Genomic DNA, 17,316 nt, shown 5'->3' with positions numbered 1-17,316 from the left:
TCAAGCACTCGCCAGGTGCGGCGGCAAGCGGCGCAGCGTCCATATCACCGTGAGCAGGGCGGCGGCCGCGCACAGCGCGATGCCCACCAGCATCGGCGCCGGCGTATGGTCGGCGAACAGCCCCACCAGTGTCATCGACACAGCGGCGGTGACCATCTGAATCGCGCCCAGCAACGCCGACGCAGACCCTGCCACCGCACCGTGATCCTCCAGCGACAACACCCCGGCGGCCGGCAACAACAGGCCCAGAAAGCCGAAGCCGACAAACAGCAGGGTCATCATCAACGCCAGGTTATCGCCCCACAGCGTGGTGGCCGCCAGCAGCGCCATCACGGCCGCCACGACAATTACCGACCAGCGAATCAGCGGTGCCAGGCCAAAGCGCGCGCTCAGGCGGGCCGTCAGCTGGCTCATGGCGAAAAACGAGGCGGCGTTGACGGCAAAGCACAGGCTGAACTGGGTAGGCGTCAAGCCGAAATACTGGATATACACGAACGGCGCGCTGCCGATAAACACAAAGAACGTGGCCAGGCCAAAACCACTGACCACCGCCAGGCCAATAAACACCGGATCGCGCAGCAGCGCGCCGTAGCTGCGGATCGCACCGCCCAGGGTTTTGCCCAGGCGCCGCTCGGCCGGGTGGGTTTCGGGCAGTTGTACAACGGTCATCACCAGGCACAGCACGGCCACCACCGCCAGCACGGCGAACACCTCGCGCCAGCTCCAGAGTGAAATCACCACACTGCCGGCCAGGGGCGCGAGGATCGGCGACACACTCATCACCAGCATCAGCAACGCCATCAAGCGCGCGGCCTGATGGCCGGTATAGAGGTCGCGCACGATCGCTCGCGGGATGACCATGCCGGCGCACGCGCCAAACGCTTGCAGGGCGCGAAACCCGATCAGCACTTCAATGGTCGGCGCCAGTGCGCAACCGACGCTGGCCACGGCGAAAATTACCAGGCCGGCATAGATCGGCGGCTTGCGCCCATACACATCGCTGAGCGGCCCGTAGAACAACTGGCACACGCCGATGATCATGAAAAATACCGTGAGGCTCATCTGCACGGCGGCGGGCGACGCCTGCAGGCTGGCGCCCAGGGTGGGGAGGGCGGGGAGGTAGCTGTCGATGGCGAACGGGCCGATGGCGGTGATCAACCCCAGCAGCAAGGCGAGGTGGGCAATACGTTGAGGCATGGGTGTCCCGGGCAGGCAAAAGACGCCCAGCTTAAGGTATCCGCGCAGATCCGCAAACTTGAGCTTCACTAACAGCCAGTGATGCCGATAACGCTGGTAACGACGCATCGGCGCTTGGGTAAGGGGATATCCGCATGACGATCAAGTTACGCTTAACGCTGTTGATTGCGACCGGGTTGCTGACCGCCGTGGTCATGAGCCTGGCCGGTTACCTTGGAAACCGGCAGATGAGCGCTGCCGTGCAGGAAAACGAAGTCAGCATGACCGTTTTGCGCAACCACATGGAAGCCGACATGATGCATGACGCGCTGCGAGCCGATGTGTTGTCCGCCATGCTGGTAGGCCTGGGCAAAAGCACCACCACCGCCGCAGAGGTCAACAGCTCGCTCAAGGAGCACGCCGAGCACTTTCGCCAGTCGCTGGACGCCAACCTCAAGTTGCCGTTGGAAGCCACGCTCAAAACCAATCTCGACAACATCAAGCCCAGCCTGGACACCTACATCGGCGCCGCCGAGCGTATCGTCGCGCTGGCCTTGGGCAACCCCGAAGGCGCTCGCGGGGAGCTTGAAACCTTCAATAAAGCCTTCAGCCAGCTTGAAGATCAAATGGGCGCCTTCAGCGAGTTGATCGAAAGCCATACCGAACGCACGGGCGAAGCCACCCAACGCACCATCCATAACGCCAATCTGATCCTGGGCGCGGTACTGATCGCCAGCCTGTTGCTACTGCTGGCCCAGGGACGCTGGGTAATCCTCAGCATCATGGGGCCTCTGCAAGCAGCCAGCCGCATCGCCGCGAGTATCGCCAGCGGCAACTTGAGCGAACCGATTGTCGAGCCCAGCCGCAAGGACGAAGCCAGTTCATTGATACGCAGCCTGGCCACCATGCAGCGCGACCTGCGCGGCATGATCGACGTGGTGCGCAGCAATGCCCATGGCGTCAATGGCGTGAGCGAACGACTGAGCCAGGGCTGCCATGAAGTGGCGGGCAGCAGCCAGCAGCAAAGCGCCGCCGCCAGCACCATGGCCGCCGCCGCCAGCGAAATGACCGCCAGCATCGAAGAAATCACTCGCCACGCCGGGCGCGCGCTGGACATGGCCAACCAGGCCGAAGCCCTGGCCAAGGACGGCGGCCGGGTGATTCACCAAGTGGTCAGCGACATGGACGGCATTGCTCGTTCCGCCCAGCAATCGGCTCTGGTCATTCGCACCCTGGACAAGGAATCCGAGGCCATCTACAGCATCATCCAAGTGATCAAGGGCATCGCCGACCAAACCAATCTGCTGGCCCTCAACGCCGCCATCGAAGCCGCTCGCGCCGGTGAACAAGGGCGCGGTTTTGCCGTTGTTGCCGACGAAGTACGCAGCCTGGCCGGCCGCACCAGCGCCTCCACCCAGGAAATCGCCAGCATGGTCGGGCGTATCCAGCAAAGCACCCGGGAGGCGGTGACCAGTATGGAGGAGGGCGTCGCCCAGGTGGACAAAGGCATGGCCGTGACCGCCGATGTGGAGCGCGCCATTCGCGAGATTCTGCAGGCCACCTTGAGCACCACGGAGTTGGTCAACGACATCTCCCGGACCATCGGCGAGCAGAGCCTGGCCAGCAATGAAATCGCCCACCAGGTGGAGATGATCGCCGGTATGTCGCAAAACAATAGCCGCGTCATCGGTGAAACAGCCGCGACCACCGATGAGCTGGCCGGCCTGGCCGGGAAATTGTCGCAGTCGGTGGATCGGTTCAGCGTGTAGACCTGTTGATCAAGGGCCGGCCTCTGAGGCCGGTTTTTTTTGTCCGCAGAAAGGGGAACCGGGTAAGACCATCCGGCAAAATTGATTCGACCCACAAAAAAAGATTGAATATTCACACCTAATGTTATTTAAATAACAAAACAAGAGCGGCACGCCTTGCCTCGTCGTGCCGTAACAAGGTGGAATAGCAATGAGCAAGATCGCAGTCATCGGCAGCAACATGGTTGATCTGATTACCTACATCGACCGCATGCCGGCCCAGGGCGAGACCCTCGAAGCGCCGGGTTTTGCCCTCGGTTGCGGCGGCAAGGGGGCCAACCAGGCCGTCGCGGCCGCCAAGTTGGGGGCTGATGTCCTAATGCTGAGCAAGGTCGGCGACGACATGTTTGCCGACAACACTGTGGCCAACTTCCAACGCTTTGGCATCGACACCCGTTACGTGCAGCGCGTGCCGGGTGTTTCCAGCGGCGTCGCGCCGATCTTCGTGCGAACTGACTCGCACAACAGCATATTGATCGTCAAAGGAGCCAATGCGCATCTGTCGCCGGCGGACATCGATGCCGCTGCAGCGGACCTGCGTGAATGCACCCTGATCGTGCTGCAGTTGGAAATCAACGTGGAGACGGTCTACCACGCCATCGAATTCGCTCACCGACACGCTATCGCGGTGCTGCTCAACCCGGCACCGGCGCTGACCGGGTTGAGCGCCGAGCACTTGGCGCAGTTGGACTTCCTGATCCCCAACGAATCGGAACTGGCGCTGATCACCGGTCACGTCGTGAACTCGCCGGCCTCGGCCCAGGCCGCCGCGCGCATCCTGGTCACCAGCGGCATTCGCCACGTGATCGTCACCCTTGGCGAGCACGGTGCGTTGTACGTGGGCGAAGAGGGCGAATTCCATGTGCCCGGCGTACAGGTGGTGGCCCGTGATACCACGGGGGCCGGCGATGCCTTTATCGGATGCTTCATTCACCACTGGAACCGCGACGGCCATATCCGTCAGGCCATTGAACAGGCGGTAGCGTATTCCGCGTGCTCGGTCATGGCGCTGGGTACGCAAACGTCTTATCCCGACCACGAAACGTTCACGCGTTTCCAGCAACAGCGGTAATACCCAACCCAGCCCGGAGAACAATAATGAACAAACCTGCGCTGCAACCGACTCCCGATGGCTTCTACCTGAACCGCACGCCCTGGTTCGCCTTTATCCTGCTGTGCAGCATCTTTGCGCTGTGGGCGGCGGCGGCGAGTATGAACGACGTGCTGATCGCCCATTTCAAGAAAGCGTTTCTGCTCAGTGATTTCCAGACCGCCTTTGTGCAGTCGGCGTTTTACCTGGGCTACTTTTTCGTGGCGATCCCGGCCGCGATGGTGGTGCGTCGCTTCAGCTACAAGAGCACGATCCTGATCGGCCTCCTGCTGTATATGTTCGGCTGCCTGTTGTTTTTTCCGGCGGCGTCCACGGCCAAGTACGGCATGTTCCTGTTGGCGCTGTTTGTGATAGCCGCCGGGCTGTCGTTCCTTGAAACTGCGTGCAACACCTATTCGACACTGATGGGGCCACGGGAAACCGGGACCCGACGCTTGAACATTTCGCAGACCTTCCACCCATTCGGCGCAATGGCCGGGGTGTACGTAGGCAGCTTTGTGATGTTCAAGGACACGGACGCCACCAGGGAACAACTGACGCAGATGAGCGCTTCCGAGGCGGCGGTTGCGCAGTTGCAAATGATCCAGTCCACGCTCTTGCCCTACAAGTGGATGATCGCCGTGCTGGTGCTGATCTTTATCCTGATCGCCATTACGCGATTTCCCGCCTGCAAGGGCAATAAGCCCGCTGGCAGCAAGCCCGGCAGTCTGCGTCAGAGCCTGGGCCGGCTGTGGCGCAACCCACGCTTTACCTTTGGCGTATTGGCGCAGTTTCTTTACGTGGGCGCCCAGGTCGGCGTGTGGAGTTTCACCATTCGCCTGGCCATGCAAATGGGCGGTATGAACGAGCGCAGCGCCTCCTGGTTTTTGCTGACCACCTTTGCCGCGTATTTTGTCGGCAAGCTGATCGCCAACCTGTTGATGCGGCGGCTGCACCCCGCGAAGGTCCTGGCAATCTACGGCGTGCTGTGTATCGTGCTGCTGGCCTATACCATTCTGGTGCCGAACATTTCGGCGGTGTATGCAGCAGTCGGCGTGAGCATTTTCCTCGGCCCCTGCTGGCCGACCATCTACGGCCTGACCATCGATGGCCTGGGTGAAGACACCGGTGTCGGTGGCTCATTGCTGGTGATGAGCATTGTAGGCGGCGGGGTGATCCCGATCTTCCAGGGCCTGCTGTCCGACGCCAGCGGCGGCAACATGCAGCTGGCTTACAGCGTGCCGTTACTGTGCTTTATCGTGATCGTGATGTATGCGCTCAAGTGCATGCGCCAACCCGGCACCTTACCGGCGGGCGCCACCGGGGCGGTGGCCTCATGAATACACGTATCCCACTGTACCGAGCGGTGTTTGGCGAGCAGGAAAAGATCCTTCTGCAATCCCCTGCATTCAAGGTCAGTGCCTGGACCTATGCGTCCGGTGTGTTGGCCCTGAGCCTGGAGAACAGCCGTGGCAAGCTGGTGGTACTGCCTTATCAAGGACAGATGATCTGGTCAGCCGAGTTCGACGGTTGCAACCTGACTATGAACAACCTGTTCGAGCAACCTCGGCCCAGCCCGACGGTCATCGACACCTATGGCTGCTTCATGTTTCACAGTGGCCTGCTGCGCAATGGTTGCCCGACGCCGGACGACACGCACGCCTTGCACGGCGAAATGCCCTGCGCGCCCCTGGACACGGCCTGGCTGGAAGTGGGCGAGGGCTTTTTGCGCCTGGGCGGCTCGTATCAGTACGCCAAGGGGTTCGGCGATCGTTACCTGGCTTGCCCCAGCGTCACATTGCGCGCCGATTCGGCCTTGTTCGATATCAATATGGACGTGACGAACCTTGCCGGAAAGCCCATGGACCTGATGTACATGGCCCACATGAACTACGCGTTTGTGACCGGTGCGCGGTTTGTCGAACCGTTGGGCGTGCAACGCCTGCGCCTGCGTACCAGCGTGCCGGACCACGTCAAGCCGACGCCAGCCTGGAGCGCCTACATGGCCCGACTGGCCGAGCACCCGACTCAGTTGGCCTGCCTTGAACAGCCGTCACTGTACGACCCCGAGATCGTGTTTTTCCTTGATGGTGTTGCCACTGACGCCGCGGGCCAGGCGCATTTTCTACTCGATCATCCCAATGGCGCGGCGTTTTACACCCGTTACCGTCCCGAACAGTTTGAGCACGCCGCGCGTTGGATCTTGTACACGCCGGATCAGCAAGTGGCGGCGTTCGTCCTGCCGTCCACCTGTGAACCCGAGGGCTATAACGCCGAGAAAGCCAAAGGTCACGTGCGTGTGCTGGCGGCTGGAGCCAGCGCTTCGTTCAGTGTCACCACCGGTTACTTGAGTGCGCAGGAGCGGCGGAAGCTGTTGGGTTAGACCAGCAATTGCGTGCCGTTGGCCTGGATGACTTCCTTGTAGCCACGGGGGATTTTCTTGTCGCTGACCACGTAATGAAAGTCTTCCAGGGCGGCGAAGTGAGCGGTGCGCACCGTGTCGAACTTGCTGAAATCGGCGAGCAGCACGCGCTGCTGGGCCTGGCGTATGACCTTTTGCTTGACCTCGACTTCGTTGAAGTTGAAGCACGTCACGCCGAATTCCTGGCTGACGCCGGCGGCGGTCACAAAGGCCCATGTCAGGCGCACGCTGTCGAGGATGCTGCTTTCGGCGCGGCTTTCAAAAACCTGGTTCTTGCGGTGAAAGGTGCCACCGCACAACACGATGTGGCAATTGGGCTTGTTCTGCAGTTTGAGCAGCACGTTCAGCGAACTGCACACCGCCGTGAACTCCAGCGCATCGGGAATGAAATCAACCACAAAAGGCGAGGTGGTGCCGCAGTCAAAAAATACCGTGTCACCGGCCTGGATCAACTGGGCAGCGAGCTTTCCGATGCGGCGTTTTTCCTCAACGTGACGCGTGTCCTGCTCCGCCACGCGATAATCGCCGGCCTCGTTGCCGACTCGCGTGATGTAGCCGCCCAGCAGGCGCAAATGATCGCTGAAGTGGTTGAGATCGCGGCGTAGGGTCATTTCGGAAACCTCCAGCAGCGCGGCCATTTCCTTCAAGTGAATGGCATTCTGGTCCTGCAAGGCTTGTTGAATGAGCTTCAGTCGCTCGGCTTTTCTACTGTCCACGAGTATTCCAGGGGGTTGATTGTTGTTGTTAAATAAGTAACATTAAATGTTGTTATTGTAACTATTTTATATGCGCACTGTGACGCGCGCGCCACAATCATTGGCAACATACAGGCAAGGGATCGTTAAATGAACAATCTTCCACCCGCAGCATTGGCCAAGTACATCGATCACACCCTGCTGGCTCCCGACGCCTCCCGTGAGCAGATCCGAACCTTGTGCGAAGAGGCCCGTGAACACGGCTTTTACTCCGTATGCCTGAACTCGGGTCAAGTACCTTACGCCGCGTCATGCCTGATAGACAAAAGCGTAGTGATTTGTGCTGTTGTGGGCTTTCCATTGGGGGCCGGCCTGAGTGACACCAAGGCTTTCGAAGCCCAACGGGCAATTGCCGCCGGGGCAGGGGAGATCGATATGGTGCTCAATATCGGATGGTTGAAAGACGGGCTGCTGGACGCCGTGCGCGAAGACATCGCCCTGGTCCACAAGGCCTGCGGCGCCGTGCCGTTGAAGGTCATACTGGAAACCTGTCTGCTCGACGACAAGCAGAAGGTCCAGGCCTGCGAAATCTGCCGCGACTTGGGTGTGGCGTTCGTCAAGACCTCCACCGGCTTCAGCCGAAGCGGCGCGACAGTCGAAGATGTGGCACTGATGCGCCAGACCGTGGGCGCAGGGGTTGGTGTAAAGGCGTCCGGCGGTGTGCGCGATTATCCGACGGCTTTAAAGATGATTGAAGCCGGGGCGACACGTTTGGGCAGTAGTTCAGGAATTGCGATCGTGGGCGGAGCGATGACGGCGGCGGGTGGTTATTAAAGATTCTTTGCTGATTAGTGATCGGTAGATATAACTATACTAAATAGTCATTTAGTTGAGTTATACGATATATCTATATAAACGGGCAGGGCAACAGGTCGATTTCAGCCGAAAACAGCCAGCCAGATCGTATGCCCGCCACATTCCGGATCTTCTGTTATTTGCTCAACGACGCTGAAACCGTGGGCATTGAGCAGCGCATTATATTCACCATGGTCCAGGCTGGCATGATAAAGCGTTTCGCCCTCAAAGCTGCCCAGCGCAATGCCATGTGCCGTGCCACTGGTAAACATCATTGCGGCACCAGGCTGGGCATGGGCCTGGAAAATCGGGAACATTCGACGCTGATCATCAGGCGTCAGGTGAAAGAAACTGTCCCACGCCAGAATGCCAGCGTAACGCTGATTCAGCGCCAACTGGCGCATGTCGGCCACATGCCAGGCGTGCTGCGGGAAACGTTGCCGACACAAGGTGATCATCGCCGTGGAAGAATCAACGCCAGATACAGCGTGACCCGCGTTGATCAAATAAGCTGCCATGGGTTCGGCGCAACCACAGCCAACGTCGAGGACGTGACCAGCCGCAACCGGTATGGCCTGGCGGAAACGATCCAGCCAGCATTGTTCAACGAGGCGCCGTGAACGAACTTGATCCCATGTTTGAGCATGACGTTCGTAAAGATCGATGATCTGATGGGCTGCTTCATGCATGAGGAAGAATCCTGAGGGGATGTGGCTGGGGTATGAAATGTACCTGGGAGACGCCCTGTATGGAATATCTATAGGTACGCATAATGTATATTATGTTAAACGACAGGCCATGTCATAAATGTTCATGAGCTGCCTAAAAGGTTCTCAGCACGCCTATGTCAGCATCAATGATCGCGAACATGATCCCCGCGACCCGCGCGTTGAAGAGCCTGCGCTCAAAACACATGGACGGACCGTAGGCATCTCCGCACAGTTGTATGAGGTCTACGAGCGCTATATCCAAAGCGACCGGCGCCCTCTGCGTGACGGTAAACCGATGAAATTGCTCTATCGCTATTTGTTCATCTCGGATCGTGGCCGCCCGCTATCGATCCGCGCGTTGTCTAACGTTCTTGATCGGCTGTTTCTGACCATTGAACTGGCTGATCCAGGGTTGTTGCCTACACTTTCTGCGCATGACTTTCGCCACACATTTGCAGACCGGTTTTTGGCTTACCTGGTCGAAAAGCGTGGGCGTGACCTCGAGCGGGCCACGGACGAACTCCGGCGAGTCTGCGGTTGGTCTGAGACCTCGACGATGCCACGCCGCTACGCAGGTCGTTATCTAGCCGAGTCGGCCAACCTCCATAACGCCCAGCGCACCTCGGCAGCCTGGAGTCGACTAGACAGTTAAGGAGGTTCGCCGTGACCAAATCAGCCGATCAAGAACACGCGTCACCACCCTCCTCTTTGCCAGCTTATGTGTTCAAGGGCCCCGCTTACGTTGCGATTCGAACTCGCACTAATGACCAACCACGATATGTCGATACTCAACTGAAGGTGTGGACCTGGTATGACGGTGGACTAGCAATGAAAATCGATTGGACTGCGATCCAGTTGAATTCAGAGCTAATCGAAATAGGCAAAGGCTTTATGGCTTATGCACTTGAGAAATATGCACCTCGAACTGCGGCAATGTTCGCGGATACCCTTCGATTTTTACCTGGTACAAATCTCGCGGCCGGACTTCCTTGGGCTACACATCAACTAATCACTGCTCTCGAAGAGATCAAAAAAACGAGGACAGTACTGGTAGGATTTCGAAGGCTTTATTGTTGGGCAATGGATAGAGGAATCAATGGCTTCGATCAGACTGGAGACTCGTTGGACGTATCGCTGTCCGTGACTGGCAACGTCAACTGCGGGTTCGAACGCCCTAGTCAGGGAAGCGTTGAAAGCAATATTGTCAATTTGATTTTTGATATTGACATATCCAGAAACAAATGTGATCGTAACGCCCATGAGTGAGGATAGTACTCATTGTAATAATCACAATAACGCTCAAGGGATTGGCATGTTTCATATCACTGTTATAAATCCATCTTCTCTTTCGCTTGCCTTTCCCTCCCGGGCACTTCGTACACTTTCAGCCTCTGTTCGATGCCGCATCAATGATTGGCGTTATTACGTCCTCGGCATGAAGTCGTCCCTCGTCGGTTGACGAGTACTCAAATCAAATAAAGCCTTTACGGCATGACGTTCAAACATATGCGTAACGACGCGCCGCTCGTTTCTTTTTCTGAAGCGCGCGACGAATTTTATCGGCCTCATGAATCAACATCGGTACATTTGCGACTTCTGGCCACAGAGATAGCGCGGTGCATGGCGGTGTCGCTTGCGACTTGATGGATCAACAAGGCCACAGAAAAATGAAAAGATCACTTATCGGTTTACTAGGATTTTTATCGCTGCTTCAGACATCACTTTCCTTTGCCGACAACGCCAACGGAAAAGCCCTTTTTGTACAGCGATGCGCCGTGTGTCACGGCCCCGACATCAAGGGAACAGGGCCGCTGGCCAATAAAAGCAATCCACCAACGCCAGACCTTACAACGGCTGCGTTCAAGAAGCGTCTCAATGATTATCCGGGCGTGATTGTGTCCTCAATAATACTTCGCCCCAGTGGAAGCCTGATTCCAAAAACGTTGCGAGAGAATGGCGTGAAGATACCGCCACATGCCTGGAGCGTGAATGATCTGCGTGACTTGCATCAATACATGAGTGACGTCATTACAAAGAAACGATGATTGTCGATGTTCAGGTTCACGGCACCGATGGAAGCACCCCTTCCGTTTCCTTCATTCAAGACGGCACACAACAGACGCTGGAATGCGACTTTGTTGTCGGCTGCGATGGTTTCCATGGTATTTGCCGTCCTCATATTGCTAACGCGCTGACCTGTCACTCGCACACCTACCCTTTTGCCTGGCTGGCGATCCTCGCCGAAATGTCGCCCATTTCAGAGGACGTCATCTTCGCCCCTCACGAAACCGGGCTGGCGTTGTTCACCATGCGCTCCCGCAGTGTTTCCCGAATTTATCTGCAGTGTGCTCAGAACGAAGATCCGAATGATTGGTCGGGTTCGCAAATCTGGGATCTTCTGCAGTCGCGCATCGAAGGTAGGCCGGAGAAAGTCAACGGCGGCGCCATCATCGAAAAAAGCCTCGTGCAACTCAGAAGCTTTGTTGCGGAGAAGATGCAAAAAGGACGGCTCTTTCTTGCGGGGGATGCCGCCCACATCGTGCCGCCGTCTGCCGCCAAGGGGCTTAACCTCGCCGTCTCCGACGCGAACATCCTTGCTCAGGCCTTTGAACGGTTTTACGCCCACGACAAGGATGACCTGCTGCTGTCTTATTCCGACATCGCGTTGAAGCAAGTGTGGAGAGATGTTCAGTTTTCCCACTTCATGGCCATGCTGCTGCATCGCTACGACGACAACGCTGATTTCCATCGGCGACTTCAGACGGCCGAGCTTGATCGCATTCTCGGTTCGGGCCCGGCGGCACAGAACTTCGCAGAACTGTGGGTCGGCAATCCTCCATTTACGGGGTCACTCTGAACCGAAACCCGGATCCAGCCTGATCATCTGAATGAATGGAGTTGTGCAATGGATCAAATACGCAAGGTCCTGATTGTTCTGCATCAGGAACACTCGACGCCTGGCCGTGTCGGCCACCTGCTGCACCAATCGGGGTTCGAACTTGATATCCGCAAGCCGAGATTTGGTGATCCACTTCCGAAGAACATGTCGGAACATGAAGGCGTGATCATTTTCGGCGGCCCGATGAGCGCCAATGACAATGACGCGTATGTTCGTGAAGAAATCGACTGGCTTGCCAGACCGTTGAAAGAAGGGAAACCGATACTGGGTCTGTGTCTGGGCGGGCAAATGCTGACCCGACACTTGGGCTCCCGGGTGTACCAGCTCGACAACGGCGCCATCGAGGCCGGCTATTATCCGATCACGCCGCTCGCGGCTGCTCACGAGATAACCGCTGAGGCAAGCACACCCTTTCCGGACCATGTCTATCAATGGCATAGCGAAGGTTTCGATTTGCCCAACGGCGCAACGCAACTCGCCGAAGGCTCGACTTTCCCAGTGCAAGCCTACCGATACGGAACCAACGCCTACGCGTTGCAATTTCACCCCGAAGTGACCTACGAGACGATCGACGGCTGGGTCACGCGTGGTACCGAACGACTCAAAGCGCCGGGTGCAAGGCCTGCCAGTGAACATCTTGCCGGTTGGCACCGACATGACTCGGCAGTTGAAACCTGGATCAAGGCGTTTCTTCCAGAATGGATAGGATCGCCTGCCTGAATCATTGAGTGATCGGGCATCAGGACTCTAATAACAACTTCATCCAGTACGAAATCATTTGAATTCGGCACGTGTGTAGGGATAGCGCAACATGGACTTTCAACTTTGGATTTTGTTTTGCATCGTCTTCCTTTCGGCCGCGATTCTTCCAGGCCCGAACGTTGCTTTTTCCATGGCGCAGGCACTTGATCATGGCTTCAAGGAATCTTTTCCGGGCGCCATTGGTTTCGGACTGGCAAGCGGTGGGCACGCCGTTATTGTTCTTTCGGGGCTCGGGATACTGGTCAGCGAGCACCCTGGCATTTTGTTCTGGCTCAAATGGATCGGCGTTGCCTACCTGCTCTATCTTGCGCTGAAGTCATTGCGTTCCCATTCTCAAGTATTGGTTGCAACTTCCAGCAAGCGCACGCCTTTGCAAATGTTCACCGGCGCCGTAATTGTTTCATTCACAAATCCCAAAGGCATTCTGACCAATGTCATTTTATTCCCGACGTTCATCAACAAGGCGCTGCCATACCTCCCGCAGTGCATTGCACTGGTGACGACGGCAATCTTCATTTCCACATCGGTGTACGCCATGTACATGCTGATGGCTCGGCATGCGGCAAAAGTCTTTCGGACCAAGCGCCAGATGAGTGTTGTGACGGGCGTTCTGTATATCGGTGTCGCGACTGCCATTGCGACAACAATTTAGGCCAACGGCTTGGTATCACAAGCATTTCAGTGAGGTGTAAATTGATTGGCGTATTTGACTTCGGTAGCGGTGGGTTAACAGTGATGCGCGCGTTTGAATCCGCGCTACCCAATGAAGAGTTTGTCTATCTGGGTGATCACGGCAATGCGCCCTATGGCAATAATTCATCCGAGCATATCTTTGATCTGACGCAAGCCGCTGTGGCCCGGCTGTTCAAGCACGGCTGCACACTGGTCGTCATCGCTTGTAATACGGCAGTGGCCACCAGCCTGCGCAAACTGCGGGAAACCTGGCTCCCAGAGAGGTATCCGAATCGGCAAGTGATTGGCGTCATTGTCCCTGTCGCCGAAGAGATCGCAGGCACACCGGTAAGCCAGGCGTTCGATGTCATAGATGATCCCTGTGTGGAGAGCGTCGCTGTTTTCGCAACTCAACACACGGTGCAATCCAATGCCTTTGGCGTCGAAATCAATAGCAGACGGCCCCATATAAAAGTTTATCAACAGATCTGTCATGGTCTTGCGTTACTCATTGAACAGGACGCTTGCGAGGAAGTTCTGCGTGCGGAGATCCGTAAACACGTAGATGCACTTCTAAGCGCCACTTCGAAAAAACCGGATGTCTGCGTACTGGGATGCACACACTATCCGATCGTTGAGCATCTATGGCGGGCGGAACTGCCGGCTTCAACGCGAATTGTTTCCCAACCCGATACTTGCGCCCGGGGTCTGATTGAGCACCTCAGGAGAAACCCTCATCTTTCTACCAAAAGAACAGGGAACAACAGATTCTTTACCACCGGCGATATCGAAACGGTTTCAGAACGAGCCTCGTTATTTTACAAATCAGCAGTCTCGTTTTCGAAAATGGATACATAGCGACTCCCGTCACTTGTGCACGTGTAGGTCGCACTCTTTTTACCGGCAACACACCGAGTGAAAGTTAGATAAACGGACGATTGGCACCTTGGAGAAAACGATGAAACTGGTTGGCATGATGGGTTCACCCTATGTTCGGCGCGTGGCGATTTCAATGCGTTTGATGGGTCTGGGGCACGAACACAAACAGATCTCGGTGTTTCGCAACGCGGATGAATTCCGAACCATCAATCCGGTTGTCAAAGCCCCCACACTGATTTGCGATAACGGCGAAACGATCATGGATTCCTCAATGATCATTGATTATCTGGAATCCATGGTCGAACCAGGCCGTAGTTTGATGCCGAAGGATCCGGGTCAGCATAAAAAAGTGCTTTCGCTGATTGGACTTGGCCTCGCAGTCTGCGAAAAGGCTGTGCAACTTGAATACGAGCACAACAAGCCAGTCGAGTATCACTACGAACCCTGGATGACTCGCGTGACCGAGCAATTGCATGCCGCGCTGCTACTTCTGGAAGAGGCTGCCGGCTGCGCCAGTCTGTGGCTCGCCACCGAGCAGATATCGCAGGCCGATGTCACTGTGGCCGCCGCCTGGCGTTTCACGCAGTTCAGGGTTTCCAGCCTGGTGAATGTCGAAAGCTACACGGCGCTTGCCACTTACGCTGATCGCGTCGAACAACTGCCGGCGTTTGTCGATACCCCCCTGAAGTAAGTTCATCCCCTGCCCCTCCTCGTCAGGGGCGATCGGTTGCGGCGTGATTCACAGGAGACACGAGTATGTTGAGTCTGGAAGACTTTTTTGCCTACGGCGAAGCGGGTTATTCCCATGTCCCGATTTGGCAGAGCTTGCTGTTGCCGCCCGGAGTCGAAGCCATTTCACTGTACGAGGTACTAGCCAACTGCGGGCAGGACTACCTGTTTGAAACCGGGCATTACCAGGAAGGTGTGTTCGAGCAGACGTACTCGGTGATCGGCCTGCCTTGCAGTCAGCGTATCGAGCTTGATGAAGGGGGCCTGCGCCTTTATCGCGACGGCGAACTGTCCATCAGGACTGAATGCGGCGATCCGCTGGCAGAACTGGCTCGGGTACAAAAGGACTTTCGTATCCCGTCCTGCCCAGGTCTTCCGCCATTCAGCGGAGGATTCTTCGGCTATTTCGGTTTCGAAACGACTCGCCTGATCGAGCCTCGTCTGCGTCGAGTCCCGCGCAAACCCTCAGGTTTTGATCTCCCTGACGTACTGCAATTGATCAGCACCGACCTGATCGTGCTGGACCATCACAAGCGTCTGGCCTTTTGCATCGTGCATGAATGCCCGAAGGCGCTGGGTGATTATCAGCACGGGCTGGATCGGCTGAACCGGATGGTTGCGCATTTGCGTCCACTGCTCGTTGCGCCCGCGCCTTGCGTGCAATTGACTGAAGTGACTCCGCTTGGCGCTCAGTCGGCCTTCCCGCAGCCGGCGTTCGTTGAGGCCGTGGCACGTATCAAGGACTACATCGCTGCAGGCGATGTGATGCAGGTCGTTTTATCCCAACGCATGAGCCTTCCTTTCGAGGAAGACGCCGTCGCGTTTTATCGCTCCCTGTATGACTTATGTGACACGCCCTACCGCTACCTGCTCAACCTTAGCGACTGCCAGGTGGTCGGCGCATCACCCGAAATGTTGTTTCGACAGGAAGCGCAAACGGTCACGACCCGGCCCATGGCAGGCACGCGTCGCCGGGGCAATGCGGTGGCCGAAGACCATCGCCTGAAGGAGGAGTTGCTCGCTGATCCGAAGGAAATTGCCGAGCACATGATGCTCGTCGATCTGTCGCGTAATGACCTCGGCCGCTTGGCCAGCGTGGGCAGCGTGCACGTGACCCAATTGCTGAATGTGGAACTGTTTTCCCATGTCATGCACATCGTTTCGACGGTGACCGGCCAGATACCTGACCATGTCAGTGGCCTGGAGCTGCTCAAAAGCATTTTCCCGGCTGGCACCCTGAGCGGGGCGTCGAAAGTGCGGGCGCTTGAGATCATTGCCGAACTGGAACCGCATTCTCGCGGAGTCTATGGCGGGGCCATCGGGTACCTGGACTGGAACGGCCGGGCCGACCTGGCGATTGCGATCCGAACCGCCCTGCTGCACGACGCTCGCCTCTATGTTCAGGCTGGTGCCGGCGTGGTGCAGGACTCGGTCGCCGAACGCGAGTGGCAGGAAACCATGGAGAAAAGTCAGTTGATCCGGGTTGCAGCCGGGCGGTGTGAAGCACTCGCACAACACCAGGAGGTGGCGTATGCATTTAATGATCGATAATTACGACTCTTTCACCTACAACGTCGTGCAATACCTGGGAATGCTCGGGGCTGATATTGAAGTGCGTCGTAACGATGAAATCACCCTGGCAGAAATCGAAGACCTGGCCCCGCAATCGCTGATTATCTCGCCCGGGCCTTGCTCTCCGGCCGAAGCGGGCATTTCTCTTGCAGCCATCCAGCACTTTGCGGGCCGCTTGCCGATCCTGGGCATCTGCCTGGGTCATCAGTGTATAACCGCCGCTTTTGGCGGTGAGGTGCGCAGGGCCCGCCAGGTCCTGCATGGGAAAGTGTCGCGTATCCGTCACGACAGTCGCGACTTGTTCAACGGCCTGCCCGACGGATTGCAAGTCGCCCGGTATCACTCGTTGGTGGCAGGCACCCTGCCCGACCCGTTGATCGCAACGGCACATGCGCTGGATGACGACGGCAACCCGGGAGAGATCATGGCGCTGAGGCACCGGGAATTTCCGATCTATGGCGTGCAGTTTCATCCCGAGTCAGTGATGACCCAGCAAGGCCTGGCGATGCTGGGCAACTACCTTCAACTGGTTGAGGCTGTCCGCCCCGCCAGGGCAGCGATCTGATCGTTCGCGCTGAGGCGACGCCGGGTCGCCGCCCGAGGCCCGGCGAGGTGATGACTCAGCCCAGACGCATCGATACTTCGATGTCATCGCCGAACGGCACGCTGAGATAACCGTTCTGCGGCGAGCGCACGTGAGCCAGGTATTCCGGGCAATAGTCAGTGTTGTCGGCGATCACCAGTGCACCGGGGCGCAGGTGTTTTTCAACCAGACTCAATACGTCGCCATACAACGCCTTGGCGCCATCGAGCAGCAACAGATCGACCGTCCGCGGCAGGTTGCTGGCAAGGCTGTCAAGTGCATCGCCTTCGCGAATTTCAATCAGGTCACTGACGCCACCTTCTACAAAGTGATGCCGCGCCAGTTCAATCTTCACGGTTCGAATTCGCTAGTTCGGATCGACCAGACGAGCGGAAAATCTCGTCCATGAACATAACTCGATGAACAATCGCATTCGTTTTGAGCTATTGAGCCAAGTGCAGTGC

At 57.2% G+C, this 17,316-nt stretch carries 17 protein-coding genes and 3 pseudogenes; 16 read left to right on the top strand and 4 right to left on the bottom strand.

Going from position 1 to position 17,316, the window contains the following annotated elements:
- The gene (locus tag C4J91_RS14270; protein ID WP_124362923.1) at window positions 1–1,197 is read right to left on the bottom strand and encodes a multidrug effflux MFS transporter; all 1,197 of its coding nucleotides are present in this window, start codon (window positions 1,195–1,197) and stop codon (window positions 1–3) included.
- Between the two features lie 134 nt (window positions 1,198–1,331).
- Here C4J91_RS14270 and C4J91_RS28180 point away from each other — a divergent pair.
- From C4J91_RS28180 to C4J91_RS14250, 5 genes and pseudogenes are all read left to right on the top strand, one after another.
- Window positions 1,332–2,039: pseudogene (locus tag C4J91_RS28180) on the top strand (MCP four helix bundle domain-containing protein); the annotation flags it as partial.
- A gap of 42 nt (window positions 2,040–2,081) precedes the next feature.
- Window positions 2,082–2,945 (top strand): methyl-accepting chemotaxis protein, encoded by an 864-nt coding sequence (locus tag C4J91_RS28175; protein ID WP_372238019.1) that lies wholly within the window; start codon window positions 2,082–2,084, stop codon window positions 2,943–2,945.
- A gap of 190 nt (window positions 2,946–3,135) precedes the next feature.
- On the top strand, window positions 3,136–4,056 hold the full coding sequence (rbsK, locus tag C4J91_RS14260; RefSeq protein ID WP_124362921.1) for a ribokinase: 921 nt from the start codon (window positions 3,136–3,138) through the stop codon (window positions 4,054–4,056).
- A 26-nt stretch (window positions 4,057–4,082) separates the two neighbouring features.
- Entirely contained in the window at window positions 4,083–5,414 is a 1,332-nt protein-coding gene (gene fucP, locus C4J91_RS14255; RefSeq protein ID WP_124362920.1) for an L-fucose:H+ symporter permease, read from the top strand.
- Entirely contained in the window at window positions 5,411–6,457 is a 1,047-nt protein-coding gene (locus tag C4J91_RS14250; RefSeq protein ID WP_124362919.1) for an aldose 1-epimerase family protein, read from the top strand. Before fucP ends, C4J91_RS14250 begins: the two co-directional genes overlap by 4 nt.
- Here the strand turns inward: C4J91_RS14250 and deoR are convergent.
- Window positions 6,454–7,212 (bottom strand): DNA-binding transcriptional repressor DeoR, encoded by a 759-nt coding sequence (deoR, locus tag C4J91_RS14245; RefSeq protein ID WP_124362918.1) that lies wholly within the window; start codon window positions 7,210–7,212, stop codon window positions 6,454–6,456. The two genes, C4J91_RS14250 and deoR, sit on opposite strands and share 4 nt — an antisense overlap.
- A 129-nt stretch (window positions 7,213–7,341) precedes the next feature.
- Between deoR and deoC the strand changes: the two genes are divergently transcribed.
- Window positions 7,342–8,025 carry a deoxyribose-phosphate aldolase gene (gene deoC / locus C4J91_RS14240; RefSeq protein WP_124362917.1) on the top strand — a complete coding sequence of 228 codons (684 nt, stop codon included), beginning with the start codon at window positions 7,342–7,344 and terminating at the stop codon, window positions 8,023–8,025.
- A gap of 104 nt (window positions 8,026–8,129) precedes the next feature.
- Here the strand turns inward: deoC and C4J91_RS14235 are convergent, their stop codons facing one another.
- Entirely contained in the window at window positions 8,130–8,735 is a 606-nt protein-coding gene (locus C4J91_RS14235) for a class I SAM-dependent methyltransferase (protein ID WP_124362916.1), read from the bottom strand.
- A 136-nt stretch (window positions 8,736–8,871) separates the two neighbouring features.
- On the opposite strand from C4J91_RS14235, the pseudogene C4J91_RS14230 reads away from it, so the two are divergent.
- From C4J91_RS14230 to C4J91_RS14185, 10 genes and pseudogenes are all read left to right on the top strand, one after another.
- Window positions 8,872–9,408 (top strand): annotated as a pseudogene (locus C4J91_RS14230) (site-specific integrase); the annotation flags it as partial.
- A gap of 11 nt (window positions 9,409–9,419) precedes the next feature.
- Window positions 9,420–10,022 carry a hypothetical protein gene (locus C4J91_RS14225; protein ID WP_256681581.1) on the top strand — a complete coding sequence of 201 codons (603 nt, stop codon included), beginning with the start codon at window positions 9,420–9,422 and terminating at the stop codon, window positions 10,020–10,022.
- Window positions 10,023–10,423: 401 nt separating this feature from the next.
- A complete protein-coding gene (locus tag C4J91_RS14220) occupies window positions 10,424–10,801 on the top strand; it encodes a c-type cytochrome (RefSeq protein ID WP_124365156.1) in 378 nt (125 codons plus the stop codon).
- Entirely contained in the window at window positions 10,798–11,613 is an 816-nt protein-coding gene (locus tag C4J91_RS14215) for an FAD-dependent monooxygenase (protein ID WP_256681580.1), read from the top strand. Before C4J91_RS14220 ends, C4J91_RS14215 begins: the two co-directional genes overlap by 4 nt.
- Before the next feature lie 48 nt (window positions 11,614–11,661).
- A complete protein-coding gene (locus C4J91_RS14210; RefSeq protein ID WP_124362915.1) occupies window positions 11,662–12,375 on the top strand; it encodes a glutamine amidotransferase in 714 nt (237 codons plus the stop codon).
- A gap of 91 nt (window positions 12,376–12,466) precedes the next feature.
- On the top strand, window positions 12,467–13,069 hold the full coding sequence (locus C4J91_RS14205; protein WP_124362914.1) for a LysE family translocator: 603 nt from the start codon (window positions 12,467–12,469) through the stop codon (window positions 13,067–13,069).
- Between the two features lie 41 nt (window positions 13,070–13,110).
- On the top strand, window positions 13,111–13,947 hold the full coding sequence (locus C4J91_RS14200) for a glutamate racemase (protein WP_124362913.1): 837 nt from the start codon (window positions 13,111–13,113) through the stop codon (window positions 13,945–13,947).
- A gap of 100 nt (window positions 13,948–14,047) precedes the next feature.
- Window positions 14,048–14,659 (top strand): glutathione S-transferase family protein, encoded by a 612-nt coding sequence (locus tag C4J91_RS14195; protein ID WP_124362912.1) that lies wholly within the window; start codon window positions 14,048–14,050, stop codon window positions 14,657–14,659.
- Window positions 14,660–14,724: 65 nt separating this feature from the next.
- Complete coding sequence (locus tag C4J91_RS14190) at window positions 14,725–16,248, top strand: anthranilate synthase component I family protein (protein WP_124362911.1); 1,524 nt, start codon at window positions 14,725–14,727, stop codon at window positions 16,246–16,248.
- Complete coding sequence (locus C4J91_RS14185) at window positions 16,229–16,834, top strand: aminodeoxychorismate/anthranilate synthase component II (RefSeq protein ID WP_124362910.1); 606 nt, start codon at window positions 16,229–16,231, stop codon at window positions 16,832–16,834. Before C4J91_RS14190 ends, C4J91_RS14185 begins: the two co-directional genes overlap by 20 nt.
- Before the next feature lie 55 nt (window positions 16,835–16,889).
- Here C4J91_RS14185 and C4J91_RS14180 read toward each other — a convergent pair.
- Window positions 16,890–17,221: pseudogene (locus C4J91_RS14180) on the bottom strand (O-methyltransferase); the annotation flags it as partial.
- Window positions 17,222–17,316 lie beyond the last annotated feature (95 nt).

The organism is Pseudomonas sp. R3-52-08 (assembly GCF_003851745.1).
Lineage (GTDB): Bacteria > Pseudomonadota > Gammaproteobacteria > Pseudomonadales > Pseudomonadaceae > Aquipseudomonas.
The sequence above is the reverse complement of the archived record's forward strand: the minus strand, read 5'-3'. Positions and strand labels throughout refer to the sequence as shown.